Raw genomic sequence first — 25,683 nt, forward strand, 5'->3', positions numbered from 1 at the left:
AAAAAAAACACAAAAAATAATATGGATATGATAATGATTTTTCATTAACGTTTTTTTTCACTATAATGAAATGAAAAGATAAATCACATGGTGTGATCCAAGATAAAACAGCACTGGAGATAAATATGAGCTATACATTACCTGCACTGCCTTATGCTTATGATGCATTAGAGCCTCATTTTGATGAGCGTACAATGGAAATTCACCATACTAAGCATCATCAAACTTATGTGAATAATACCAATACAGCATTAGAAAAATTACCTGAGCTTGCTGGTTTAGACATTGATGAGTTAGTTAAAAATCTTCATAAAGTGCCTGCTGATCAACGCACTTTTTTACGTAATAATGCGGGGGGTCACTCTAACCACTCATTATTCTGGAAAGGCCTGAAGCTAGGTACTCAATTACAAGGTTCACTAAAAGATGCGATTGAGCGCGATTTTGGTAGCGTTGATGCCTTTAAAGAACTATTTGAAAAAGCTGCTGCTAGCCGTTTCGGTTCAGGTTGGGCTTGGCTGGTATTAAAAGACGATGGCAAACTTGCGGTAGTATCTACTGCAAACCAAGATAGCCCATTGATGGGTGAAGAGTTAGCGGGCGCATCTGGTTACCCAATTGTAGGGTTAGATGTGTGGGAACATGCTTACTACTTGAAATATCAAAATCGCCGTCCTGATTATATTAAAGCGTTCTGGTCTGTCGTTAACTGGGACGAAGCGCAAAAACGTTTTCAGAGTAAAGCATAATTGAGTAGATAACGTCCTTTTTTTTATATTTTCAATGCCGACATTTGTCGGCATTGTTTCTTTTGAACACTATCTTTACTATGAGTTATTCTTTTCTGTTTAGGTAGTGAACTATGCGTTATTTTCCTAGTGTTTTTATCGGTAATATCACAACAACATCTAATGGATTTACCAGTGCGATCACCAAAAGGCTGGTGGATGGTCATATCAAATTGACACCACAAGGATTAGAAGGTGATGAGCAAGCAGAAAAGCATTTTCACGGTGGACCTGATCGCGCACTTTGCCACTATCCTAAAGAACATTATCGTTATTGGGCTGAACAATTCCCGCAATTGACTGATTTTTTCAATGCCCCTGCATTTGGTGAAAATATCTCAACAACAGGCATGACAGAAGAAAATGTTTTTATTGGTGATATTTATCAATGGGGAACAGCATTAATTCAAGTGACTCAACCTCGTTCTCCTTGCTACAAACTGAATACAGTGACAGAAGTTAGTAATTTTTCGCAAATTATGCAAGATAGTGGTTATTGTGGTTGGTTATATCGCGTTGTAAGTACAGGAGAAACAGGCAGTCATCATCCTCTTGTTTTGGTTTCAAGAAACAGCAGTGTCTCTGTTAAAGAAGCGATTTCGATTGCTTTCCATATGCCGTTTGATGAAGAGCTTTATCATCGCCTATTAAGTACAGCAGGATTATCAGCAAGTTGGAGTAAGACTATGCAGTTAAGATTGAAAAATCAAACTATTGAGAGTTTTAATCGACGGTTGTTTAAGGCGTAAAGCGTTAATTCCCTCTTTACTAAAAAAACACCTTCCTAAAAATAGGCGAGGTGTTTTTATGTATTAACGAAATATCATGGATGTGCAATAAATCCGATTGCGTCATAAACCTTATCTAAGGTTGCTTGAGCGCGAGCTTTGGCTTTGTCAGCACCTTCTTTCATGATTTTATTAAGTAAGGCTTCATCATTACGGAATGTGTTAAAACGTTCTTGAATGTTGGTTAGCATTTCAGATACCGCATCAGCGACAGCACCTTTTAGATGACCGTACATTTTGCCTTCAAATTCAGCTTCTAATTCAGGAATAGTTTTACCTGTAACACCCGCTAAGATATCGAGTAAATTAGACACACCCGCTTTGTTTTCAAGATCGTAAATAACACGAGGTGGCTCTTCTGAGTCTGTCATTGCTCGTTTTATCTTTTTAGCGGCTGCTTTTGGATCTTCAAGCAACGCGATAACGTTATTACGGTTATCATCTGATTTAGACATTTTTTTAGTTGGATCTTGTAATGCCATTACTCGAGCACCGCCTTTAGGAATAAAAGGATCTGGCACGGTAAATATATCGCCATAAATAGCGTTAAAACGCTGAGCAATATCACGGCTTAATTCAAGATGTTGTTTTTGGTCGATACCAACAGGCACTTGGTTTGTTTGATAAATCAGAATATCCGCTGCCATTAATACCGGATAATCGAATAAGCCTGCATTGATATTTTCAGCGTGACGTGCTGATTTATCTTTAAATTGAGTCATTCGGCTCAATTCACCAAAATAGGTATAGCAGTTAAGTGCCCAGCTTAATTGCGCATGTTGTGGAACATGTGACTGAACAAAAATAGTGCTTTTTTCTGGATCAATGCCACAAGCAAGGTACAGAGCCAATGTATCTAAGGTTCTTTTTCTTAGCTCTTTAGGATCTTGGCGTACTGTAATAGCGTGTTGGTCAACGATACAGTAAATGCAATCATAATCATCTTGCATTTGTACCCATTGACGTAGCGCACCCATATAGTTTCCGATTGTTAATTCACCAGAAGGTTGTGCACCACTGAATACAATTGGCTTTTGTGCCGTTTTTTCTACTGAAGTCGTCATTTTAATTCTGTTCCACAGTTGTCATTGGCGTGATATCGAGGATAGAGAGCAAGTCAGCAAAATTATCGAGAGTAAAATCAGGTTTGCTGTCTGCAATAGGTACGCCGTAGTTATAGCCGTAGGTTAAACCTACGCAAGGGCACTCAGCCGCTTGTGCTGCAATAATATCATTGCGAGAATCCCCAACAAAAAGGAGTTCTTCTTTTTTAACACCAAACGTGCCCATTGTTAAATATAATGGTGCTGGATGCGGTTTTTTTTCTTTTACATCATCACCACCTAACACTAAGGAAAAGTATTTTTCAATTTCCAGTTGTTGTAGTAATGGCGCAATAAATGGTGTTGGTTTGTTGGTCACAATACCCAGAGGAATATTGTGTGACGCCAAGGCTTCAAGAGTTTCTTTGACGTGGGGGAATAAATCGCTGCCTGTTTTAACTGAGATGGCATAATGTTCATCAAAAAGATCACGCATCTCTTTTAATAAGGTATCAGTTACATCCTCGACGCCAGCATTGTGTAAAGCGCGTGTTAGTAACATATCCACGCCGTTCCCAACCCAAATAGTGACATTATGTTTACCCGCTGGAGGGAAGCCTTTTGCTTTTAATGCGTAGTCTGTTGCTTCTGTAAGACCAACAGCACTGTCGGTAAGGGTGCCATCAAGATCAAAGGCGATAGCACGGATACCTTTGAGTTTTTTATCTGTCATTACGATACCTTTTCTAATTCACGGCGCATATTGTCGATAACATGCTTATAGTCTGGCTGATTGAAAATAGCAGAGCCTGCAACAAACATATCAGCGCCAGCTTGCGCAATTTCAGCAATATTATCGACTTTGACACCGCCATCAATTTCTAAACGAATGTCATAACCACCATCGTCAATCATCTTACGAACTTGGCGTAATTTATCGAGCGTATTAGGAATAAAAGATTGGCCACCAAAGCCTGGGTTAACAGACATTAGCAGGATAAGATCTAATTTATCCATAACATAGTCGAGATAGTTTAATGGGGTTGCTGGATTAAGCACTAAGCCTGCTTTACAACCACAATCTTTAATTAATTGAATAGTGCGATCGACGTGGTCACTAGCTTCAGCGTGAAATGAGATATAAGTTGCACCAGCATTTGCAAAATCAGGAATGATTCGATCAACGGGTTTTACCATGAGGTGAACATCAATGGGGGCTGTAATACCGTAGTTGCGCAGTGCCTTACAAATTGGTGCACCAAAGGTCAGATTAGGAACATAGTGGTTATCCATAACATCAAAATGAACAACATCGGCACCCGCTGAGAGTACTTTTTCAGTATCTTCACCAAGACGAGCAAAATCAGCAGATAAAATAGAAGGGGCAATCAGAAAGTCTTTCATCGCATTCTCCTGACAACACTCCCATTGTCGGGAGGTGTTAACGATTATTTATATAAGGCAAGTAATTCGTTTACTTTGCTACGACCCAGCGTGTTGCTACTGATTGTTCTTCTGACTTTCACACTGTGTAGCTCTTTTGCGTTCACGTACCACTCTTTTGTTAACGCAGTCTCATGATTTGATATTAACACGGGTATCTGTCTCTCGTAAGCCAGCATTGAGGCAAGTTGAGCCAGATGTTCCTGCTCCTGAAAACTAAAGCTATTTGTATGGTATGACGTGAAATTTGCAGTCGGTGATAATGGAGCATAAGGCGGATCGCAATAAACGACAGCGCCTTTTTCTGCGTTATTCATAGTCGATGAATAGCTTTGGCAAACAAATTCGGCTTTTTGTGCTTTTTCAGAAAACCAAACTAGCTCTGCTTCAGGAAAATAAGGTTTTTTATAACGACCAAAAGGGACATTGTATTCACCTTTTGAATTATAACGACATAACCCATTGTAGCAATGACGGTTAAGATAGAGAAATAATACACTACGCTGATAAGCGTCCTTTGAATGATTAAATTCTTGTCGTAGTTGATAAAATTCTTCTGCGATATTCATTTTAGGGGTAAATAATAAGCGGGCATCCTTCATAAATTTTTCAGGATGTTGCTTTACCGTATTATAGAGATGAATTAGATCACTATTTATATCGGCAAGAATATATGAATCGTATTCTGTATTTAAAAAAACAGAACCAGCACCCATAAAAGGTTCAATTAAACAATTACCCTCAGGTAGATGACGTTTAATGTCATCTACCAAAGGATATTTACCACCAGCCCATTTTAGGAATGCGCGTTTTTTTTTTCATGCCGTCCAAATTTCTCAATCGTTTCAGAGTCGCCGATTGTACTCTGTTTCAGACAGCATATCAGCGGTGAACTTCGTCTTAATTATTTTTTTAGATCCTGATGAACATGCTTCATCGGTCTAACCCAAGGTTGTTTTGCTTGTACTGGCGTTGGTAAAGAAGAAATGGCCTGCTTGGCCTCACTTATATTACGATAATTTCCATAGATGAGTACATACCATGGGTTACCGTTACGCTGTGTTTTGTAAATAGCGTAGTTTCCATTAAGGTTCTTTTTAGCGAAAGCCTCTAAGGTATCTTGGCGGCTTGCACCACTTAATTGCAGCGTATAGTTAGTCGCAGGGATCGTGCTTAAATTACCTGCTGATAATGAGCCAGAAACAACAGGTTTAGTCGCCGTAGGTTTAGGTTGCGTGGTCGCTGCTGGTGTTAGTGGTTTTGTTGGTGGTGTTTTTACTTCAGCTGGTTTTTGTACTGGCTGAGTGACAGGCGGCTGTGTAACAGGTTGTACCGGTTTTGGCTGTTGTGTATTTTGCTGATTAGTCGCTTGATTAATACCCGTTTGTTGTTGATTTAAAGAATCAACGATATCTCCAGGGATCTCAACACGTTGACCTTGAGAATCAATCATTGGCGGTAAATTTTGTGAAGGTGGTGTTACCGGTTGTATATCTTGCCCAGAAATAGATTGAGGTGTTGATGGTTGACCATTTTCTGAAGGCGTAACGGATGACGGTTGCTGAGATAAGTCGATATTTCGTTCTGTATTGGTTGCAGGCGCAGGTTCAGCTGTTTCTGGTGATTTTAATGCTGAGCTTATTGCGATAATGAGCAGAATAAGGACTAAAACACCGACACCAATCATCATCTGTTGACGGGATACAGAGAATCGTGCGTTTTTTAATGGATTACTACGAGGTCGGTTGGTTCGACGTTCAGGTCTATCCGATGTATCAGGTTTGAGTGAATTATTACCCTTGGTTTCATTATCAGGTTTGAACTCGTCCATTATGCCCTCCGTCAGAGCGTCAAAAAGCGAAAAATATTCTATTCAGCCTTAGCCATTACCTCATAGTATAAGGATGAAACGCTTTTTCTGAAACGTTGCATTTGACAATATTAACCAGAATTTTCCTTAAATGAATATTCTGGTTTGTTTGTTGTCAGATAATGGGAAGCTTAATTTGCGTTAATACAAGATGTTATCGCTTTGCGGACTTGTTCGCGAGTAATATCGGCACGCAATTCAGATTGACCGATACCTTTTGGTAAAACAAGGTGTAATTTGCCACCAGATACTTTTTTATCTCTCATCATATGAGGTAAATAGTCATCAGGCGTCATTTCAATAGGACCATTGACTGGGAGATTGGCTTTCTCAAGCAATTGAATAACACGCTGAGTTTCTTCTTCAGTGAATTGACCAAGCGATTGAGATGTTCTTGCCGCCATTACCATGCCTGCAGAAACGGCTTCACCATGCAACCAGACACCATAGCCCATATGAGCTTCAATGGCGTGTCCATAGGTATGACCAAGGTTGAGGAGTGCGCGTAAACCACTTGTTTCTTTTTCATCAGCGGCAACGACGTCCGCTTTTAGCTCACAGCAACGACGGATACAAAATGCCATGGCTTTAGGATCAAGAGCCAAGAGTTTATCAATATTATTTTCAAGCCAGATAAAAAAGTCTTTATCTAAAATGATGCCATATTTAATAACTTCAGCTAGACCCGATGAAAGTTCACGAGATGGTAATGTGGCAAGACAATCGAGATCGATAACAACAGAAGCGGGCTGATAAAATGCACCAATCATATTTTTGCCAAGAGGGTGATTAACTGCGGTTTTTCCACCAACAGAAGAATCGACTTGTGACAATAGTGTGGTTGGTACTTGAATAAAGCGAACGCCACGTTGATAACTTGCTGCGGCAAATCCCGTTAGATCACCAATAACACCACCACCTAATGCGATAAGTGTTGTATCTCGATTGTGGTTTTTTTCTAATAATGCAGTAAAGACATCATTCATGATTTCAAGCGATTTATATTGTTCGCCATCAGGCAAAATTACGCTATCAACCAAAACACCTTGTTTTTTTAAGGTGTCCGTTACCTTTTCTAAATAAAGTGGAGCAAGTGTCACGTTTGTGACGATCATAACTTGCTGCCCCGCTTTTAAAGGCAAAAAGGTCTCTTCTTGATGAAAAAGGCCAGAAGCAATGGTAATGGGATAGCTTCTTTCACCTAATGTGACAGTGATTTTTTCCATAACAGTGGCCTTCTTCTTATTGTCTTAACTTAACATTGTAATTAACTGAATTTGTTAGTTTTGTTCTAATAATTCAATTATTTGATTGGCTACAATTTTTGCACTCTGATCATCAGTATGAATAGTGATGTCAGCAATCTCTTCATAAAGAGGATTACGTTCTTCAGCTAATGTCTCTAAGACATCGCGCACAGGCTCAACACCTTGCAATAAAGGACGTTTTTTATCACGTTGGGTACGCGCGAGTTGTTTTTCAATATTGGTTTCTAAATAAACAACCACACCACGAGCAGATAATCTGTTACGGGTTTCTCGCGATTTCACCGAACCACCACCTGTTGCAAGAACAATGCCTTGTTTTTCAGTAAGTTCGTTGATTATTTTCTCTTCTCGTTGACGGAAGCCTTCTTCGCCTTCAACATCAAATACCCAACCTACATCCGCACCTGTACGCCGCTCAATTTCCTGATCGGAATCATAAAACTCCATACTAAGTTGTTGAGCTAACTGACGACCAATAGTGCTTTTGCCGGCACCCATAGGCCCAACCAGAAAGATATTACGTTTCTCTGCCATGTTTTTGGTATTACTAAGATATTCGTTAATGATAACCCGCCCCGCCAAATTCATTCAGCGACGGGACCTAAACTGAAATTTATGAGTGTTTATCTAATTCACACCTGATAACATTTGTTATCTACTCTCATAATAAGACTGAGTTCTTTCAGTAGATCGCTATAAAATAACCACATGCTGTCATTAGCGACAACATAGGATAAAAATCCCTTTGCCCACAGTACATAACAAAAACTACTAAAAAAGTAATTATCTTTGTTGGCAACGCGGAGATTCTAACACAATTTAGTCGGAAAACCGCATCTGATAATATTGTCTTTTTCGTTATCAATCGATCAATATTACATATAAAAAGCCCTACCTCCAACAATAGAGGAAGTGCATAAAAATGTATCCGTATTTTTATTGTGATGTTTCAGGCTCACTCAAATTAGCTAACCCTTGTAAGCTAAATCGTCCTCATCGTCAAATCTATAAATACTTATTATAAGAAAAAACAATAGATAACTCTCAGTTTAACCCTAGTAAAAAACATGTAGCACCTTGTATTTTAAAGTAAATTTTTTTTATTACATAAAAAATAGATTAATTTTGGGTGTAATAAAAATAACCAATTCAATGGCGGCTGTGTTGATCTCTTTTATGACTAAAAAGTACGCCTAACAATGGAATAGAGGATAAAAAGGGGATCTTTGCCGTGTGTTCTTGCTGTTTTTGCTGAAATATACCTCCTAACATAATGGTTTCTCCATCTCGAATAGTCACTTCAGTGCTGATCTCCTGTTTATCAATAGACAGATGTTCACTTCCGCCTTGAACCAGAGCAATACCTGGCGTGTTTTGACTAATTTTAAGTATTAATCTTATCTTTTTATTTCTCTGAATAATGGGGGTTACTTCCATACCTAGGACGGCTTCTTTAAATTGAACTCGTGTAATTTCATTATCTCGACTGACATAGGGGATCTCTGTGCCTTGTTTGATGGATGCTGTTTTTTCATGGGCAGTTGTTAGTCGTGGACTTGCGATAATAGCTAATTGTTTTTCTTGTTCTAATGCGCTTAATTCAAGCTCCAATAAGCGCCCATTAATTCTGGCAATATTAAATGCAATATAGTGAAGCGGATTTTTAGTGTTTTGATGGAGTGATAATGCAGAAAGTGAAGGGGTTGATTGTGCTGAATTAAGCGAGGCGCCTGTTGAAATAGCATTGGGTGTTGCCGATGCTGCTTCGGCTTGTGTTTTTAACGCTTGTAATCCCCATTGAGTGCCTAATTCATTTAAAGCATCCTGACTGCTACTTACAATATGTGCGGTGATATGAACTTGTTGTTGTGGAGTATCCCGTAATTTTAGCCAATCTCCAATTTCAGACAGTGTTTTACTATTATCAATTATCGAGAGACTATTCGCTTCTTTATCAATAATCACTCGCCCCTGTTGACTAAGTAATGGGATCGTGTGACGACTTAGTTGTTCGCCTAGTCTTTCAGCATCAGCATAATTTAGAGGATAAAGCTGGTGATGTAATTCTTCGGATTGTCCAGTAGTTGATATTCGCTCTTCAACAAAGGTAGATGATGTTTTTTCGTCATGGGTATCAGGAAAGAAGGGATCTCTAGTGTGAGCCATAATAGCGGTGGTCATACATAATATGGTGATTAAAATACCTATCTTCATGATATTTCATCCTGTATTACGCTTGAATCACTTAGCTCACTAAGGCTCATTTGTACTGAAATTAGGCGGGTTTCTATGGGGACAATATTTAGAGAAATAAGCGCTAAACTTGTTTGATTGAGATATTCCAATAGTGTGAGAAATTGTGGATAAGACAAAGTAAAAGTAAGTTTATATAAAGAATTAGGCATGTTCTCCCAAACCTCAGGGATAAAAGAGTATGTCATCAGTAAGCGTTGTAATTGCTCACTAACCGGTAGGTTGTTGAAGGGAATGTCATAATCTATTTGTTGTATGATGAGTGAATTAATAGATGGCATTGTCCCTAACGTACTTTTTATGGTGATTAATACGTTTTTAGTCTTTGTGCTATTTTCTATGTGCTGTTGGGTTATTTTCTTGCTGGTAGTTTGTATAGATAAAGAGGTAATAAAACAAAAGGATAATAAAAGGCATCATTAAGCTTAGTAACGTTAGTTTCCACTTCGGTAGAAATATCATTAGTAACAACCATTGTGTGTTTATTTTCATTGCCTTCCCTTATCTTCTTCATTCCATGGCTCTTTTTCTTTTAATTCTGTTTTTAAATGTACTTCAGTGTAAGACGGATCAATTTTACTTTGCTGTAAATAACTTAATGCTAAAGAGGCTAAAACAGGATGAGTTTTAAGGTTGGTAATAAAGGCGAGTGATTGTGTATTGGGGAGAGTGAGATGCAATGTGCGTTGATTATCAGTTTCATCATAGTGGCTAATCCAACCTGCTGAGGGAAGATGTGTTTCGATAGCTCGAAAGAAGCGAATGTAATGTAAATAGCGCAACCAGTTTTGGTAATAGAGTGAATAGTGTTGATAGCGTAAAAGTGTCTGTTTTTTCTGTTTTTGATATATATCGAGCTGTTTTAGTAATAAATCTTCTTGTTGTTGAGTTTGGCGTTGTTGTTCAGTTAAGAGTGTTCGTTTTTGTGCTAAATGGTAGGTGTAATAGCCACAAATAACGAAAGTGATCGTGATCAAAGAGAGTGTTTGAGAAAGCCATAACAATGCTTTTTGTCTAAATAACTTGTGGCGCCAAGGTAGGTAATTTATTTGATACATAACACCTCCTCAGGGCGTAATGCTAAACCCAATGCAATCAGTGGAATGGGATCTTTATTTGATGTTATTTTAAATAACTCATGGGAAAAGTTGGGCCAAATAGGCATCAACTGGCTAAAGTGCTCTTCATTATCACCTGTTAAATAACACTGTTTTAATGACCAATGATATTTTTCTATTAATTGGTCAATACAAGCTTGTTGCTCTTGTTGGTTTTCATAGGCGAGATTACCGTAATGGGGCATATTTTCATCAGGTGATATCCAAAATAGCGTTTTGTTTTTACAGTACAAAAGTGGAGCTTGATGTGGGATGTTAAGGTAAGTTGCTAAATAGCGTAGTGCGCACGCTGGGGTATCAATCGCAGTTATTGTTAAGTTTATTCGAGAAAACAAGTCAATATACTTATCTAAAATCATTTTATGGCATAGATGAATAGCGAGTTTTCCCTTATTTTGCCGATAATCAAAATTAACAGGGATTTTTGTATTTTGTGTATAAGATGTGGCTCGTAGTTGCGCTAACCGATAACATGCTGCTGAGGTAAGAGAAACTGCATGAGGCAGTGGGATAATTTGATAGTTTTCATAAATATCGGGTAGAGAAAGCGTAACATTATTAATAGAAGGTAATTTTTTTACGCCAATCCATTAGGATTTTCTTAATTTTATGTCATTTAAATCGTCATTAAGAGGTAAAGGGAATTGCCAAAATGCACTAATCTTCCATTGTTTATTCTGCTGAAATACCAAAAACTGCATTGATATGATGAGTGTTAATTTCAATACCAATCTGGTAATTGTGTGTTTCCATAAATGATATCCATATCTATTGATGATGAGTAATTGCCTATTTTCAAAGAGGCGTTACCTTTATACTACGCACTGTTTGTTTATAAACCGCCCAATTCACACTACATGGGAAATTTAAGGTGAAGTTCTTAAAATATTTTTTCATCTTCGTTTTTGCTTGCATAATTTTGGGAGCAGCCTCGATATACGGTATGTATAAGTATGTTGAGCCCCAGTTACCCGATGTCGCGACATTAAAAGATGTTCGTTTACAAACCCCTATGCAAGTCTTTAGTGCAGACGGAGAGTTGATCGCGCAATACGGTGAAAAACGTCGTTTACCGTTAACATTGGAGGAAATGCCTCCTCAACTTATTAATGCCTTTATCGCAACAGAAGATACGCGTTTTCGTGAGCACCACGGTATTGACCCTATTGGGATCTCGCGTGCAGTGGTTGTAGCATTAACATCAGGGCAAGCCTCTCAAGGCGCTAGTACTATTACGCAACAATTAGCTCGAAATTTCTTTTTAACCCCAGAAAAGAAATTAATGCGAAAAATTAAAGAGGCCTTTTTGGCGATCCGCATAGAAAAAGAGCTCACTAAAGATGAAATTTTAGCGCTGTATCTAAATAAAATTTATCTCGGTAACCGTGCTTATGGTGTGGGTGCCGCTGCTTATGTTTACTTTGGAAAAAGTGTTCACGAGCTTAGCCTAAATGAAATGGCAGTTATTGCGGGTTTACCAAAAGCGCCATCGACGCTAAACCCACTCTATTCTTATGATCGCGCCTTAAAACGTCGTAATGTCGTTTTATTGCGTATGTATGAAGAAAACTATATCACTCGTGCACAGTATGAAAGTGCAAAAGCAGAGCCTATTGTTGCTAAATACCATGCACCGCAAATTGATTTCTCTGCACCTTATCTAACAGAAATGGTGAGAATGGAAATGTATGAGCGCTATGGTGAAAATGCTTATACAGATGGCTATAAAATTTACACGACGATTGTTCGTAAAGATCAATTAGCTGCAGAAAAAGCTTTGCGTGACAATGTGATCGATTATGACATGCGTCATGGTTACCGCGGTGCTCAAGAGGTTCTGTGGAGTGAAGGGCAAACGCCATGGGATAACGAAGCTATCAGTCAGAAATTAAAAGGGATCCAAACTTATGGTCCTTTAATTCCCGCGGTTGTGTTATCTGCTGATGCAAAAGAAGCCAAAGTTATCTTAAAAACAGGCGACAACATTACATTAGATTTAAAAGCGGTTCGTTGGGCTCGTAAATTTATTTCTGATACCTCTCAAGGTGCAACACCGACAAAAGTTGATGCGGTTGTGCATGCTGGAGAGCAAATATGGGTACGTCAAAATAACGAAAACAACTGGGTGTTAGCCCAACTTCCGGGGGTTAATGCTGCATTTGTTGCATTAGATCCTATCAATGGAGGGATTATTGCGCTCGTTGGTGGTTTTGATTTTGAGATCAGTAAATTTAACCGAGTTTCTCAATCGTTACGCCAAGTCGGTTCAAATATTAAACCTTTCCTATACGCTGCTGCATTAGATAAAGGATTGACGTTATCGACACTGCTTAATGATTTACCTATTAGCCGTTGGGATGCTGGTGCAGGTACAGATTGGCGACCTAAAAACTCACCCCCCACTTATGCTGGTCCTATTCGTTTACGCCAAGGTTTAGGTCAGTCTAAAAACGTGGTGATGGTACGTGCAATGCGTGCAATGGGTGTGGATTATGCTGCTGATTATCTATTACGTTTTGGTTTTCCTAATCAAAATATCGATAGAACAGAATCGTTAGCATTAGGATCACCATCATTTACACCAATGCAAATGGTACGAGGGTTTGCTGTTATGGCAAACGGCGGATATCTTATCGAGCCTTATTATATCCAACGTATTGAAAATGCTGATGGCGAAGAACTGTTTACTGCAAATCCAAAGGTAGCTTGCCCAGATTGTACGGATATTCCCGTTATTTACGGCGATACCCTGCGTTCTATTGCGTTATCTGATGACTATATGGAAAACGTTGCTCAATCTAATAAATCTCAGCCAGCAGCAGCTACGCCTGAAATTGAATTAGAACAAGCCCCGTTAGCTGAAACTGTAAAAGAAAGCCCTTATGCACCACACGTTATCAGCACACCTCTGGCGTTCTTAATGCATGATGCATTAAGAACAAACCTTGTAGGTGAACCAGGATGGTCTGGTACAGGTTGGCGCGCTGTTCGTGATCTGAAACGCCAAGATATTGGTGGTAAGACAGGAACAACCAATAGTTCTAAAGATGCATGGTTCTCTGGATATGGCGCTAATATTGTTGCCACAGCTTGGATTGGTTTTTGATGACAGTAGTCGTAATTTTAGGTCGAACGGCTGCTAGTGGTGGTGAAGCTGGTGCGAAAACCGCACAACCGATTTGGAACGACTTTATGAAAGTGGCTCTCGACGGTGTGCCTGTTAATATGATGCCAGTACCAAAAGGTGTTGTAGCCGTTCAAATTGATAGAAGAACAGGAAAATTGGCGGGTGACGGCTCTTCAATGAAAGAATATTTTATTGAGGGAACTCAACCGACAGAAAGAGCAAAAAATGAAGTAGGAACACAGATTTTTGAGGATAATGGCGAATCTAACGAATTATTCTAATTAATCGAAAATAAAAACCGGATGTTAAAGTCCGGTTTTTTATTATCTATTTATTTTGTAATAGATAGCGATGGGCTAAGAAGAGGGCACTGACACTGCGAGCTTCTGTAAAATCGGGATGATCGAGTAAGTCCATCATTTTTGCGATAGGCCAGCGTATTTGGATCAGAGGCTCAGGTTCATCACCTTCGAGTTGCTCTGGGTAAAGATTATGTGCAATGACAATATTCATTTTGCTAGAAAAATAGGATGGCGCCATAGAAAGTTTTGCGAGTTCTATTAACGAGTGGGCACCATAGCCAATTTCTTCTTTTAGTTCGCGGTTTGCAGCTTGTAGGGCATTTTCACCTGGATCAATGGCGCCTTTTGGAAAACCAAAATCGTAATTTTCGATACCTACGGCGTATTCACGAATAAGGATAAGATGGTCATCAATAATAGGCACAATCATAACGGCTTCACGATTAGCGGGTTTCATTCGCTCATAAGTGCGCTTTTCTCCGTTACTAAACTCCAGATTAACGGATTGGATCTGAAATAATTGAGAACGGGCGATGTTATCAATGTTTAATATATTGGGGTTTTTTTGAGTTCTTTCATAACAGTCCCTGACAGAATAGAGATTAACCTGAATTTAACACATTTAATGACAAAATAAATCTAACAATTAGATTTAGCTTTTAAAGAAAAATTGAGTACACTCCGCTATCAAACCTAGTTATTTATTTGATTTTTTGAGAATATTATTATTTTATTGATTCGCTATTTTGCCTGAAGATTGCATTGTTAGCGGATATAAACTTGAAAATAGATATAAATTATAACGCGACTATAAAAACATAATCTATTGTATTTAAATAAAAAATAGAACAAAAGAATAGGAATTGCCTTATGTTAGGCAGGGTTTTAAATTTGTTATTGTTACTACGCAGCATCAGTATAAGTATGGGGAAAAAATGAGATTATCAGTCATTATATTGGCTATCTTGATGATAAGCCTATTTATAATGCCGCCTTTCTATTCTTTAAAAGAAGGCGGCTTGATGGCTCATATCATCTTCCATCTCTCGCTAAACCGACGTATCGCAAGCTCACTTCTGATGACTATGGGCTTATTAGTGATTATTTATCTTATTTTGGTACATCTGATTTTTCCTCTGGCTATTCATTACAAAACTTCCCCGATATGCCACTTAAAGGCGAAGTCGTGACTACATTAAGAAATATCGTTAATCGTTTTGCGGGTTCTAGTGAAGGATTAAATCATTGGCGTTACTATATTGATGCGGTAGAAATTCATATTCCCCCGTTACTTGTTCCTTACCTTCAGCAAGAAAATGTTCTCGATGTTGTCTGTACCCCTTCAATCCCCATTGTTATAGGTGTTAATGGCCATTTCTTAAAAGATGAAAAAATTCATTTCTCCGCTTTAAGTTTAAAACAGCTTTCTGAGCCTATATTGGCAAATGGTTCATCAACAATTCAAAAGAATGAAGGTGATGCGGCGCACTTATTACAAATCCGAGAAGAAACAAACGAAGAATATCGATTACATAATTCATCTGGTTTTTGGGATGGCTCTTTGATTTGTATAGGGTTTACGTTGTGCCTAACCGCCTTAATGATGCCTCAAGTTTTTCTTCCTTGGATCCTAGCGACTGGAGGGGCTTTTTTTGCTGTTGGCGTTTTTTTGATCCACAACCCTTTGATTAAACCGCGTAAACAAGAAATTCACTGTTTTAAGGGGCGTTTAAAGCGCTGGGGACTTTTTGGCAATTTTGATCATGGACAGGTAAAAAACGTTTCTTTAGGGGGGATTGATCTTGTTTATCCCCCTCATTGGGAGCCTTATATTCAAAATGATATTGATAAGGTGACTTATTTAGAAATGTATCCAAATCATCATGTTGTAAAGCAAGGAAATTACCTTTCGTTGCATGATGAAGAAAAAAACTACCCTTATAAACGCTATATTAAAAATATTATTTTCGTTTTCTGGTGCTTATTTATTATTGGCATGTTGTATCTTTATCAACCCCTTTCTCTTTCAATGAAACTCAGTTTTTCATGGCTGAAAGATACAGAACCTCATTTAGTCACCAATTTTTACTGAACTAGAGACAACCAATTTACATGTTGGGGATATTATTCAAGCGAAAGGGGTTGGGATGTGCTACATGCCACCTAATTTATCAAGTAAGAATAATAAAACGATTTTTGCACCTTTTGATTGCTCTGGCATTTACTGGAATAACAGTAATCCAATGCCAATGCCTGAATCGAGTACGATAGAAAAAGCAGCGGCTTTATTGCATATGGTTGAAGAGCAATTACATCCTGTTTCTAATAACCGAGTTAACCCAAGTTTAGGTCAAGCGATTACTAAATCCGGGATGAACCTATTAGATAATTTTGATGGTATTGTGTTGAAAACACAGGATTTATGTCCACGAGAAAATGAGTGTATTCGCCTTAAAATGGCGCTAGTTAATTTAAGTAACGTCAATGATTGGGCTGCATTAGTTCAACGAGCTGAAAGCGGTAAATTAACCGGAACCAATGTTTTATTACGAGCTGTGAGTGCTGAGGCCTTGGAAAAGCTTATCGACACCACCACATCTTCTTTTATCTACCGAGAAATAGATAAAGCCGCAATACTGTTAAACAGTCCTCCACCGGGTGGTGTGCTGTTAATCAGTGATGAAAGAAAACAGCTTGTTGATTACGCTTCAAGTTCAAACTCAGTGTTTGAACCAACTCCGTTAGAACAGTGGCGAGAACTACAACGTTTATCCGATATTTTATTGCATACACCTTTTGATACAGGTGGCGTAATAACGGGCATGGTTATTGATGCAAATGGTACGTTACAGATATTTTTACATAGCCTGCCAGATTCGATGACGATGTTATATTACATCGGTAATACGTTATTATTGTTTATCGCTATTGGGTTCTTAATATTGAACCTATTTCTTATCATCCGGCGTCGGCGACAAAATAACCAACGCATGAATAAAATCAGTCTCTATTATGAGCACTGTTTTTATCGCCCTCCTCAGTAAGTCCCTTGTTGTGGGAGGCTATGTGTTTACACTATCGCCTTCATAAAGAAGTTGTGAAGTTAAGGAGAAAGGGATGAGTCAACCATCGCAAGAAAGTGGCGTCCGTTTAGATAAATGGCTTTGGGCTGCACGTTTCTATAAAACGCGCGCTATTGCTCGCACAATGATTGAAGGTGGCAAAGTTCACTACAATGGGGTGAGAAGTAAGCCAAGTAAAATTGTTGAAGAGGGGGCTGAAATACGCCTACGACAAGGTAATGATGAACGGACGGTAATTCTTCTTATGGTAAGTTCACAGCGGCAAGGTGCTGCTCAAGCCCAAGCACTGTATTGTGAAACACCGGAAAGTATTGCTAAAAGAGAAAAAATTGCTTTAGCAAGAAAAATGAATGCATTAACAATGCCTCATCCGGAACGTCGTCCCGATAAAAAGGAAAGACGTACCTTACTTCGCTTCAAACAGACAAATTTACAAGAATCGGATTAATCGATTCCCTGAAATGAGAGAAAATCATGTCTAAAAAAGATTCTTTATCACGTTTTTTATTCGAAAAAAACGCGGTACGTGGTGAATTGGTCAATGTGACTGAAACCTATCAATCAATGCTTGAGAATCACCATTATCCTGAGCCAGTTCAACACCTTCTGGGTGATTTGCTGGTGGCAACCAGTTTGTTAACCGCTACGCTTAAATTTGAAGGTGATATTACGGTTCAAATACAAGGTGATGGCCCTGTGCGACTGGCTGTGATCAATGGAAATAACAATCAACAAATGCGTGGTGTTGCACGTATTGGAGATGATGTTAAAGCGGGTAGTACCTTAAAAGAGATGATCGGTAATGGTTTTATGGTCATCACAGTAACGCCTGAAAAAGGTGAACGTTATCAAGGTATTGTTGCGCTTGATGGTGAAACGATTGAAGCCTGTATTGATAACTACTTTAAGCAATCAGAACAGTTACCTACACGTGTATTTATTCGTAGTGGTATGCAAGCGGGCAAACCTGCTGCAGCCGGTATGTTATTACAAGTATTACCGGCATCAGAAGCATTTACAGCAAAACATACTGCTGAAAGTTTTGATTTACTGACGAAATTAACACACACAATCAAGGCTGAAGAGCTATTTACGCTAGATACTAAAGAGATCTTACACCGTTTATATCACGAAGAAGATGTCACTCTTTATGATCCTCAAGTTGTTGAATTTCATTGCACTTGTTCGCGTGAACGTTGTGAAAATACATTAGTAACATTATCGGAAGAGGATGTGAACCACCTGTTGCAAGAAAAGGGAAAAAATTGAATATGGAATGCGAATATTGTGGAACACATTATATCTTTACAGAGAATGATATTAATAATATCAATAAAGTTGGATAAATCCAAATTAAACTGATTCGATTTAGCAAGACGATTTTATCCTAAGGACGCTATTTTGCGTCCTTTTTTATTCAACAATTTTTCTTTAGTTTTGTGCATTAGTTCTCGTTCTTAACATAAAAAAAATTATAAATTTTCAAAATATTGATAACAATCGCTGTTAATTACTTGTAACACCTTAATATTATTCGTAGAAAGGTCTATTTATCAGGAGCAAAACTATGAGCGTTAAAGGTCTTACCCCTAAGGATCTCCAGCAGTACGGTATTAAGGACACAAGTGAAATCATTTATAACCCAAGTTATGAGCAGTTATTTAATGAAGAAACTAAGCCCGGATTAACAGGTTACGAACGAGGCACTCAAACCTCATTAGGTGCTATTGCTGTTGATACAGGTATATTTACTGGACGTTCTCCGAAAGATAAATACATTGTTCGTGATGATGTTACTCGTGACACCGTATGGTGGGCTGATCAGGGTAAAGGCAAGAACGATAATAAGCCACTTTCACAAGAAGTGTGGGCTGACTTAAAATCATTAGTAACCCATCAGCTGTCAGGCAAACGTTTGTTTGTTGTCGATGCATTTTGTGGTGCGAATGCGGATACTCGTTTGAAAGTTCGTTTTATCACAGAAGTTGCTTGGCAAGCTCATTTTGTTAAAAATATGTTTATTCGTCCTGAGCAAGAAGAGCTGGCGAATTTCACACCAGATTTCATTGTGATGAACGGAGCGAAATGTACAAATCCAAATTGGAAGGCGCAAGGTCTGAATTCAGAGAATTTCGTTGCTTTCAATTTAACTGAACGCATTCAGTTAATTGGTGGTACTTGGTACGGTGGCGAGATGAAGAAAGGTATGTTCTCTATGATGAACTACTTCCTTCCTCTTAAAGGTATTGCTTCTATGCACTGTTCCGCAAACGTTGGTGAAAGTGGTGATGTTGCTATTTTCTTTGGTCTATCAGGCACAGGTAAAACAACGCTTTCAACGGATCCTAAGCGTAAGTTAATTGGTGATGATGAGCATGGTTGGGATGATGACGGCGTGTTTAACTTTGAAGGGGGTTGTTATGCGAAAACAATCCACTTATCAAAAGAAGCTGAACCCGATATCTATGGTGCAATTAAACGTGATGCCTTGTTAGAAAATGTGGTTGTATTATCTGACGGCTCTGTTGATTTCGATGATGGTTCGAAAACAGAAAATACCCGAGTTTCTTATCCTATCTATCATATCGATAATATCGTTAAACCTATCTCTAAAGCAGGTCATGCTAAGAAAGTTATTTTCTTAACGGCAGATGCGTTTGGTGTGTTACCTCCAGTATCACGATTAACACCAGAACAGACGCAATACCACTTTTTGTCAGGCTTCACTGCTAAACTTGCGGGAACAGAACGTGGTGTGACTGAACCAACGCCAACATTCTCAGCTTGTTTTGGTGCGGCATTTTTATCTCTGCACCCAACACAATACGCTGAAGTTTTAGTAAAACGTATGCAAGCATCAGGTGCAAAAGCCTACTTGGTTAATACCGGTTGGAATGGGACAGGTAAGCGTATCTCGATTAAAGATACACGCGCGATTATTGATGCCATCTTAAATGGTGATATTGATAAAGCCCCTATGAAAACATTGCCTGTATTTGATTTAGAGATCCCAACAGAACTACCTGGCGTTAACAGCGAAATCTTAGATCCTCGTGATACTTATGCTGATAAAACGCAATGGGATACCAAAGCAGACGATCTGGCCGATCGTTTTGTGAAAAACTTTGATAAATATACAGATACCCCAGCGGGTCAAGCGTTGACTAAAGTAGGGCCAAAACGTTAATTTTTATTTGTATGAATAAAAACACCAAACTCATAGGATGTGGTTTTGGTGTTTTTTTATTTGAAATCTTTGAGCAAAAAAATCCCTGAAATGCGAGAAGATTTCAGGGAAGAGAAAAATAAAGTGAAATAGTTTATTAGAGAAAAAGTGGCTTTAGAGGGTGATAACCCAACTATGCTGTTACAGGAGGTAAATCAAACAGTAAAATTTCACTATCTTCATCACCAACGAAACGGATCATATCTTCATTAGCAATTGCTACACCATCACTGGTGGTCGCAATAATGTCATTAATCGTTATTTTACCTTTCACAACTTGTAGCCAAACATGACGACCTGTTTCGGCTTGATATTGTGCTTCTTCACCTTTTTTAAGGTTCCAGCGCCATAACGTCATATCTTGGAAGACTTTTAAAGAGCCTTCACGGGCATCTGGCGATAAAATAAGTTGTTTACTCACTGTGGTATCAAAACGACGCTGATCGTAACGTGGTGTGATACCGACAGTATTAGGCATAATCCAAATTTGGTAAAAATGCAGCCCTTTATCACTATTTGGATTATATTCTGAGTGAGTTATGCCTGTCCCTGCACTCATTATTTGGAACTCACCTGCGGGAACATTTTCTTTATTACCCATGCTGTCTTTATGCTCGATATTACCTTCAAGCACATAGGTTAAAATTTCCATGTCTTTATGAGGATGAGTACCAAAACCTTCACCGGGTATTACGCGATCTTCATTAATCACTCGTAGTGCAGAAAATCCCATAAAATTACGATCGTAGTAATTTGCGAAAGAGAAGGTATGCCAGCTATCTAGCCAACCATGATTAGCATGTCCTCTTTCATTTGCTTTGCGTAGATAAATCATAATGTGTTTCCTTCTCTGAAGTTATTGAACACAGTTTACTCAGTGGCGCAAAGTAAAAAAGCGGAGGAATTTAACTTGAGGATCCAAATAATTTGAATAAGAGAAAATAAAAATATCGAATAAGTTCTAGAAAAGAAAAAGCCAGCACCCGGCTGGCTAAAGTAAAACACTGGAAGCAATGTGAGCAATGTCGTTCTTTCATATGACCCTGAAGGTGGTGCATCTGAAAGTGTTATTGATGATAATAGTTCTCAGTATCATTTGTAAAGTCCTTTTTTTTAATCAAATTAGAAAAAAAAAGGCTAAAAAGTCTTAACTTACTGATTAACGAGTTTTTTTTATTTTAATTATTTTTTAAAAAAGTAATATAACCAAATAGTTAACAATATTCTTTATGGGGGTATTGATAGAAAAAAGAAGAGAAAATGAGGTATAAAACCCAAGAAAAGGAAGGGAGATAAGGCATTTTGAATCGCTATCAATAAATACGAGAAGAAAAAGCCATCACTGATTGATGATGGCTGGTTTTTATTATGTATGACTTATAAGTTTATAGAATTATAAAGCTGATATTTATAACTTTAATAATTATAAATTTATTTATTATTGTTCAACAAAGGTCGATTTTGATGTTGAGATAAGGTTCTGAGCACAAGCATAAGCTGAACTCCACGCCCACTGGAAGTTATATCCACCTAACCAACCCGTCACATCAACTACTTCTCCAATAAAATAGAGTCCTTTTACTTGTGTGGCTTCCATTGTTTTAGAAGAAAGAGCGCGAGTATCTACGCCACCTAGAGTGACTTCTGCGGTGCGATATCCCTCTGTACCATTGGGCTGAACTTGCCATCCTTGTAATAACGTTGCAATTTGCATTATCCGTTCATTACTAAGTTGAGTTAGAGGAACATCAGGTAACTGTTTGCTTTCTATCATTATTTCAATGAAGCGTTTTGGTAATAAGCGAGAAAGCGTATTTTTTAATAATTGATTCGGGTGTTTTTGACGTTTTTTTTTGTAGCAAGCTTTCAACATCAATATTTGGAAGTAAGTTAATACTTACATACTCACCAGATTGCCAATAACTAGAGATTTGTAAAATAGCAGGACCTGAAAGACCACGATGTGTAAAAAGAATGTTTTCTTTAAAACTGATCCCATTTTTTGCCGTCACAATAGCAGGTACAGCGACGCCAGATAGTTGGCTTAATTGCTCAAGTTGGGGTTTATGTAATGTAAAAGGGACTAATCCTGCTCGTGTTGGTAAAACAGAAAGCCCAAATTGCTCTGCAACTTTATAGCCAAAAGGCGTAGCCCCTAATCCGGGCATAGAAAGACCACCACTGGCAACGACCACCGAAGGTGTTGTGATCGTTTTTCCATCAACAAAAAGAGTAAAGCCCACATCTGTTTTCTCGATTTGTGTCACTTCACTACGTAAGCGAACACTTACTTTCCCTTTTTGACATTCGGTGAGTAATAAATCAACAATTTGCTGTGCAGAATCATCACAAAATAGCTGTCCTAATGTTTTTTCGTGGTAGGCGATATTATGCCTTTGCACTAATTCAATAAAATCCCATTGTGTATAGCGAGCAAGTGCTGACTTACAGAAATGAGGGTTCTCTGATAAATACGCTGAAGGCTCGATATACATATTGGTGAAATTACAACGTCCACCGCCTGACATGAGAATTTTACGGCCTGCTTTTTTGCCATTATCGAGGACTAAAACAGATAATCCTGCTTGCCCAGCTAAAGACGCACAAAAAAGCCCCGCGGCACCTGCACCTATAATTACTGTATCGTATGATCCCACAATGATGTCTCGTTCTTGGTTTTCTCTGACTACTTAATCAATGATTTTCGCGTAAGATCAGAGTGTTTTGTAAAATTATATGGAGAAATCTGCATTTTTCACCTAAATTCTTATTAGCAAGGAAAAAAATTGTCAGAAATTTACTTTTTTTTTATTTTTATTAATTTAAATGATATATAAGGAATTATCTTAAAAAGGTTCTGATTTTCTTGGTTATCAAATCAAAAAAAGGTTAAATTTCGCTTCCACCGTTCGCATTTGTCGCTGATAATGCGCCGCGTTCATGTCCAACTAACTGGCTTAACGTCTATGCTACATTTGTTTACTGACCTAGAATTTCATACAGGTTTGATGTTGGTTTTAGCACTGTTATTTGTGCTATTTTATGAAGCTATTAATGGCTTTCATGATACCGCAAATGCGGTAGCAACTGTTATCTATACTCGTGCTATGCGTGCGCAATTTGCGGTCGTAATGGCGGGTGTATTTAACTTCCTTGGAGTTTTGCTCGGTGGATTGAGCGTAGCTTATGCTATCGTTCACTTGTTACCGACAGATCTTCTGCTGAATGTGAGCTCAGCTCATGGCCTTGCCATGGTCTTCTCGTTGCTGTTAGCCGCCATTATCTGGAACTTAGGTACATGGTATTTTGGTATTCCAGCATCAAGTTCACATACGCTGATAGGTGCTATCATTGGTATTGGTTTAACAAATGCTATCGTGACAGATTCGTCTATCGTTGACGCATTAAACATACCAAAAATGATCAGTATCTTCCTATCACTCATACTTTCACCGATTATCGGCTTGGTTATTGCGGGCGCGATGATTTTCTTACTGCGCCGTTACTGGAGTGGTACGAAAAAACGTCGTCGTATCCACCTGACGCCAGCTGAACGTGAGAAGCAAGATGGTAAGCGTAAGCCGCCATTTTGGACTCGTACTGCACTGATTTTATCGGCAGTTGGGGTGAGTTTCTCTCACGGTGCAAATGATGGGCAGAAAGGTATCGGTCTCATCATGTTGGTATTAATTGGCGTGGCGCCTGCGGGCTTTGTCGTCAATATGAGTGCGAGCGGATACGATATCACCAAAACTCATGATGCAGTTGTGCACTTACAACAATATTATGAGAAACATCAGCCAGCGCTACAACATGCTATTGATAATACACCGGTAGTATCAGTTCAAGCTGATGCTAGTGATACAGATTTTCATTGTAATAGCGCAAGAACGCCAATTGTTCTTAATCAAACAGAACAGATGCTTGCAAATATTAGCTCTTATGATGAGCTAACAGCAGACCAGCGTGCTCAAATGCGTCGATTACTTATGTGTATCGCTGATACTGCAACTGAAGTCGCTAAATTACCAGAAACTAGCGCCCAAGATGCACGGTTCTTAAAAACATTGAGTCGTGACCTGCTAAACACCGTGGAATATGCTCCGATTTGGATCATTATCGCAGTGGCATTAGCGCTCTCTATTGGGACAATGGTAGGTTGGAAACGCGTTGCAGTAACAATTGGTGAGAAAATCGGTAAAAAAGGGATGACTTATGCTCAAGGGGTTTCTGCTCAGGTAACCGCAGCAGTTTCCATCGGAGTAGCAAGTTATACGGGGATGCCGGTATCAACAACACAAGTTCTATCATCTGCGGTTGCAGGTACGATGATTGTTGATGGTGGTGGTGTTCAAACGAAGACAGTGAAAAATATTGCACTGGCTTGGATCTTAACATTACCCGTTAGCATTGGTTTATCAGGTTTACTTTATTGGATATCACTGACATTTATTGTGAATAGCTGATAACAGTCAATTACCCAAGTTTGTTTATAAACGGTGACTTTTAGTCACGTTTTTTGTTTTGTTGCTACCAAAAAAGCATTGCAATTAAACTGGCGACAGCCAAAATACAAAAACGGCTAACAAGATAGAATTGCCGATAAATGCGCTCGCAACGCATAATAACTTCAGGATTATGATGATTGATGTATTGGCGTTGGTTGATATAGCGGATAAGGCGTAACTGTTTTGAAAATTGCCCATGCATAGTAAAAAATCCATTGCCGTCCACCGATTGGTAGAGCAAAGGATCCGATTGGCGCAGTATTGTGAGTAATACCCGAATAGATGAAAAATAACGCATCATATTAATTAGGCAAAGAATACATAGCGCCCAAAAGACAACAATGACATTAAACATAATCCCCTCCCTAGAATAATAGATTCATGAGATGAAGAAAACCTTTACCTATAAAGGTTACTTTTTTCTCTACTCTAAGTTTAGGTGAAATTAAGCAATAAACAAAAGTGACTTTTTCAAGTTGTTTCCTTTTTCAGAAAAAAGATAAAAAAATAACTCTAAAAGGGTGTATTTGTTGTTTTTTATACTTAATTCTCATTATTATGATGATATTGTCGGTGAATAACATCGTGCTAATCTAAAATGGTGTATATTGTTATTTATCGATAGATGCTTTCTTGATGAATTTGGCATAAGTTGTGATCAAGACGACATCTAGCTTTCATCTTAAAACGTTATATTTAATATATAGGATTTAGGCTTAACCGCCTTTCCAACCGATTAATCAGCTTATGGAAGGAGTTCACGATGGATTATGATGATATTGTCGGTGAATAACATCGTGCTAATCTAAAATGGTGTATATTGTTATTTATCGATAGATGCTTTCTTGATGAATTTGGCATAAGTT

Annotated in this window: 20 protein-coding genes and 4 pseudogenes; 8 read left to right on the top strand and 16 right to left on the bottom strand. The window is 38.4% G+C overall.

Annotated features, from left to right (window positions below; genetic code table 11):
* Positions 1-125: 125 nt before the first annotated feature.
* Together sodA and yiiM are read left to right on the top strand one after the other, a co-directional pair.
* Complete coding sequence (gene sodA / locus BHE89_RS02925; RefSeq protein ID WP_069369419.1) at positions 126-749, top strand: superoxide dismutase [Mn]; 624 nt, start codon at positions 126-128, stop codon at positions 747-749.
* 113 nt (positions 750-862) lie between these two features.
* Positions 863-1,537 carry a 6-hydroxyaminopurine reductase gene (yiiM, locus tag BHE89_RS02930; RefSeq protein ID WP_069369420.1) on the top strand — a complete coding sequence of 225 codons (675 nt, stop codon included), beginning with the start codon at positions 863-865 and terminating at the stop codon, positions 1,535-1,537.
* A 74-nt stretch (positions 1,538-1,611) separates the two neighbouring features.
* Here yiiM and trpS read toward each other — a convergent pair whose 3' ends face one another.
* From trpS to BHE89_RS24795, 11 genes and pseudogenes are all read right to left on the bottom strand, one after another.
* Complete coding sequence (gene trpS / locus BHE89_RS02935) at positions 1,612-2,640, bottom strand: tryptophan--tRNA ligase (RefSeq protein ID WP_023583113.1); 1,029 nt, start codon at positions 2,638-2,640, stop codon at positions 1,612-1,614.
* A gap of 1 nt (position 2,641) precedes the next feature.
* Positions 2,642-3,352 carry a phosphoglycolate phosphatase gene (locus BHE89_RS02940; protein ID WP_069369421.1) on the bottom strand — a complete coding sequence of 237 codons (711 nt, stop codon included), beginning with the start codon at positions 3,350-3,352 and terminating at the stop codon, positions 2,642-2,644.
* Positions 3,352-4,023 carry a ribulose-phosphate 3-epimerase gene (gene rpe / locus BHE89_RS02945; protein ID WP_069369422.1) on the bottom strand — a complete coding sequence of 224 codons (672 nt, stop codon included), beginning with the start codon at positions 4,021-4,023 and terminating at the stop codon, positions 3,352-3,354. The genes BHE89_RS02940 and rpe overlap by 1 nt, the downstream gene beginning before the upstream one ends.
* Positions 4,024-4,067: 44 nt before the next feature.
* Positions 4,068-4,835, bottom strand: a complete 768-nt coding sequence (gene dam, locus BHE89_RS02950) for an adenine-specific DNA-methyltransferase (RefSeq protein ID WP_128860290.1) — start codon at positions 4,833-4,835, stop codon at positions 4,068-4,070.
* A 131-nt stretch (positions 4,836-4,966) separates the two neighbouring features.
* Positions 4,967-5,893 (bottom strand): SPOR domain-containing protein, encoded by a 927-nt coding sequence (locus BHE89_RS02955; protein ID WP_069369424.1) that lies wholly within the window; start codon positions 5,891-5,893, stop codon positions 4,967-4,969.
* A gap of 170 nt (positions 5,894-6,063) precedes the next feature.
* A complete protein-coding gene (gene aroB, locus BHE89_RS02960; protein ID WP_069369425.1) occupies positions 6,064-7,158 on the bottom strand; it encodes a 3-dehydroquinate synthase in 1,095 nt (364 codons plus the stop codon).
* A 54-nt stretch (positions 7,159-7,212) separates the two neighbouring features.
* Positions 7,213-7,734 carry a shikimate kinase AroK gene (aroK, locus tag BHE89_RS02965; protein ID WP_036914409.1) on the bottom strand — a complete coding sequence of 174 codons (522 nt, stop codon included), beginning with the start codon at positions 7,732-7,734 and terminating at the stop codon, positions 7,213-7,215.
* 569 nt (positions 7,735-8,303) lie between these two features.
* Positions 8,304-9,414: pseudogene (gene pilQ / locus BHE89_RS02970) on the bottom strand (type IV pilus secretin PilQ).
* A 391-nt stretch (positions 9,415-9,805) separates the two neighbouring features.
* Entirely contained in the window at positions 9,806-9,967 is a 162-nt protein-coding gene (locus BHE89_RS23630; protein WP_171742439.1) for a hypothetical protein, read from the bottom strand.
* Positions 9,942-10,511, bottom strand: a complete 570-nt coding sequence (locus BHE89_RS02975) for a hypothetical protein (protein ID WP_069369428.1) — start codon at positions 10,509-10,511, stop codon at positions 9,942-9,944. The genes BHE89_RS23630 and BHE89_RS02975 overlap by 26 nt, the downstream gene beginning before the upstream one ends.
* Positions 10,499-10,930, bottom strand: coding sequence for a hypothetical protein (locus tag BHE89_RS24795; protein WP_286145845.1), 432 nt, complete (start codon positions 10,928-10,930; stop codon positions 10,499-10,501). The genes BHE89_RS02975 and BHE89_RS24795 overlap by 13 nt, the downstream gene beginning before the upstream one ends.
* Positions 10,931-11,442: 512 nt before the next feature.
* On the opposite strand from BHE89_RS24795, the pseudogene mrcA reads away from it, so the two are divergent.
* Positions 11,443-13,979: pseudogene (mrcA, locus tag BHE89_RS02985) on the top strand (peptidoglycan glycosyltransferase/peptidoglycan DD-transpeptidase MrcA).
* A 46-nt stretch (positions 13,980-14,025) separates the two neighbouring features.
* On the opposite strand, the gene nudE reads toward mrcA, so the two are convergent.
* Complete coding sequence (gene nudE, locus BHE89_RS02990; protein WP_128860291.1) at positions 14,026-14,613, bottom strand: ADP compounds hydrolase NudE; 588 nt, start codon at positions 14,611-14,613, stop codon at positions 14,026-14,028.
* 322 nt (positions 14,614-14,935) lie between these two features.
* On the opposite strand from nudE, the pseudogene umoB reads away from it, so the two are divergent.
* The 4 genes and pseudogenes from umoB to pckA all read left to right on the top strand — a co-directional run bounded on the left by umoB (position 14,936) and on the right by pckA (position 20,270).
* Positions 14,936-17,044, top strand: a pseudogene (umoB, locus tag BHE89_RS02995) (flagellar biogenesis regulator UmoB).
* 73 nt (positions 17,045-17,117) lie between these two features.
* A complete protein-coding gene (hslR, locus tag BHE89_RS03000; protein WP_069369433.1) occupies positions 17,118-17,531 on the top strand; it encodes a ribosome-associated heat shock protein Hsp15 in 414 nt (137 codons plus the stop codon).
* Between the two features lie 26 nt (positions 17,532-17,557).
* A pseudogene (gene hslO, locus BHE89_RS03005) lies at positions 17,558-18,429 on the top strand (Hsp33 family molecular chaperone HslO).
* A gap of 221 nt (positions 18,430-18,650) precedes the next feature.
* Positions 18,651-20,270, top strand: coding sequence for a phosphoenolpyruvate carboxykinase (ATP) (gene pckA, locus BHE89_RS03010; protein WP_069369435.1), 1,620 nt, complete (start codon positions 18,651-18,653; stop codon positions 20,268-20,270).
* A gap of 172 nt (positions 20,271-20,442) precedes the next feature.
* Here pckA and BHE89_RS03015 read toward each other — a convergent pair whose 3' ends face one another.
* From BHE89_RS03015 to BHE89_RS03020, 3 genes are all read right to left on the bottom strand, one after another.
* Positions 20,443-21,144: a pirin family protein gene (locus tag BHE89_RS03015; RefSeq protein ID WP_069369436.1), complete on the bottom strand. Its 702-nt coding sequence runs from the start codon at positions 21,142-21,144 to the stop codon at positions 20,443-20,445.
* 603 nt (positions 21,145-21,747) lie between these two features.
* Entirely contained in the window at positions 21,748-22,083 is a 336-nt protein-coding gene (locus BHE89_RS24800) for an NAD(P)/FAD-dependent oxidoreductase (RefSeq protein ID WP_353615098.1), read from the bottom strand.
* 4 nt (positions 22,084-22,087) lie between these two features.
* Positions 22,088-22,966, bottom strand: coding sequence for an aminoacetone oxidase family FAD-binding enzyme (locus tag BHE89_RS03020; RefSeq protein WP_286145848.1), 879 nt, complete (start codon positions 22,964-22,966; stop codon positions 22,088-22,090).
* A 309-nt stretch (positions 22,967-23,275) separates the two neighbouring features.
* Here BHE89_RS03020 and pitA point away from each other — a divergent pair, with 309 nt between their 5' ends.
* On the top strand, positions 23,276-24,775 hold the full coding sequence (pitA, locus tag BHE89_RS03025; RefSeq protein ID WP_069369438.1) for an inorganic phosphate transporter PitA: 1,500 nt from the start codon (positions 23,276-23,278) through the stop codon (positions 24,773-24,775).
* A gap of 64 nt (positions 24,776-24,839) precedes the next feature.
* Here pitA and uspB read toward each other — a convergent pair whose 3' ends face one another.
* Positions 24,840-25,172, bottom strand: a complete 333-nt coding sequence (uspB, locus tag BHE89_RS03030) for a universal stress protein UspB (protein ID WP_006534411.1) — start codon at positions 25,170-25,172, stop codon at positions 24,840-24,842.
* Between the last annotated feature and the right edge of the window lie 511 nt (positions 25,173-25,683).

The sequence above is a fragment of the Shigella sp. FC1967 genome (assembly GCF_001743005.1).
GTDB lineage: Bacteria > Pseudomonadota > Gammaproteobacteria > Enterobacterales > Enterobacteriaceae > Proteus.

Coding starts and splice junctions, on each gene's coding strand:
- hslR (WP_069369433.1), top strand. CDS start 17,118: ATGAGTCAACCATCGCAAGAAAGTGGCGTCCGTTTAGATAAATGGCTT.
- trpS (WP_023583113.1), bottom strand. CDS start 2,640: ATGACGACTTCAGTAGAAAAAACGGCACAAAAGCCAATTGTATTCAGT.
- sodA (WP_069369419.1), top strand. CDS start 126: ATGAGCTATACATTACCTGCACTGCCTTATGCTTATGATGCATTAGAG.
- uspB (WP_006534411.1), bottom strand. CDS start 25,172: ATGTTTAATGTCATTGTTGTCTTTTGGGCGCTATGTATTCTTTGCCTA.
- BHE89_RS02975 (WP_069369428.1), bottom strand. CDS start 10,511: ATGTATCAAATAAATTACCTACCTTGGCGCCACAAGTTATTTAGACAA.
- yiiM (WP_069369420.1), top strand. CDS start 863: ATGCGTTATTTTCCTAGTGTTTTTATCGGTAATATCACAACAACATCT.
- BHE89_RS02940 (WP_069369421.1), bottom strand. CDS start 3,352: ATGACAGATAAAAAACTCAAAGGTATCCGTGCTATCGCCTTTGATCTT.
- pitA (WP_069369438.1), top strand. CDS start 23,276: ATGCTACATTTGTTTACTGACCTAGAATTTCATACAGGTTTGATGTTG.
- BHE89_RS02955 (WP_069369424.1), bottom strand. CDS start 5,893: ATGGACGAGTTCAAACCTGATAATGAAACCAAGGGTAATAATTCACTC.
- aroK (WP_036914409.1), bottom strand. CDS start 7,734: ATGGCAGAGAAACGTAATATCTTTCTGGTTGGGCCTATGGGTGCCGGC.
- BHE89_RS23630 (WP_171742439.1), bottom strand. CDS start 9,967: ATGAAGAAGATAAGGGAAGGCAATGAAAATAAACACACAATGGTTGTT.
- BHE89_RS24795 (WP_286145845.1), bottom strand. CDS start 10,930: ATGATTTTAGATAAGTATATTGACTTGTTTTCTCGAATAAACTTAACA.
- BHE89_RS24800 (WP_353615098.1), bottom strand. CDS start 22,083: ATGATAGAAAGCAAACAGTTACCTGATGTTCCTCTAACTCAACTTAGT.
- aroB (WP_069369425.1), bottom strand. CDS start 7,158: ATGGAAAAAATCACTGTCACATTAGGTGAAAGAAGCTATCCCATTACC.
- pckA (WP_069369435.1), top strand. CDS start 18,651: ATGAGCGTTAAAGGTCTTACCCCTAAGGATCTCCAGCAGTACGGTATT.
- rpe (WP_069369422.1), bottom strand. CDS start 4,023: ATGAAAGACTTTCTGATTGCCCCTTCTATTTTATCTGCTGATTTTGCT.
- BHE89_RS03015 (WP_069369436.1), bottom strand. CDS start 21,144: ATGATTTATCTACGCAAAGCAAATGAAAGAGGACATGCTAATCATGGT.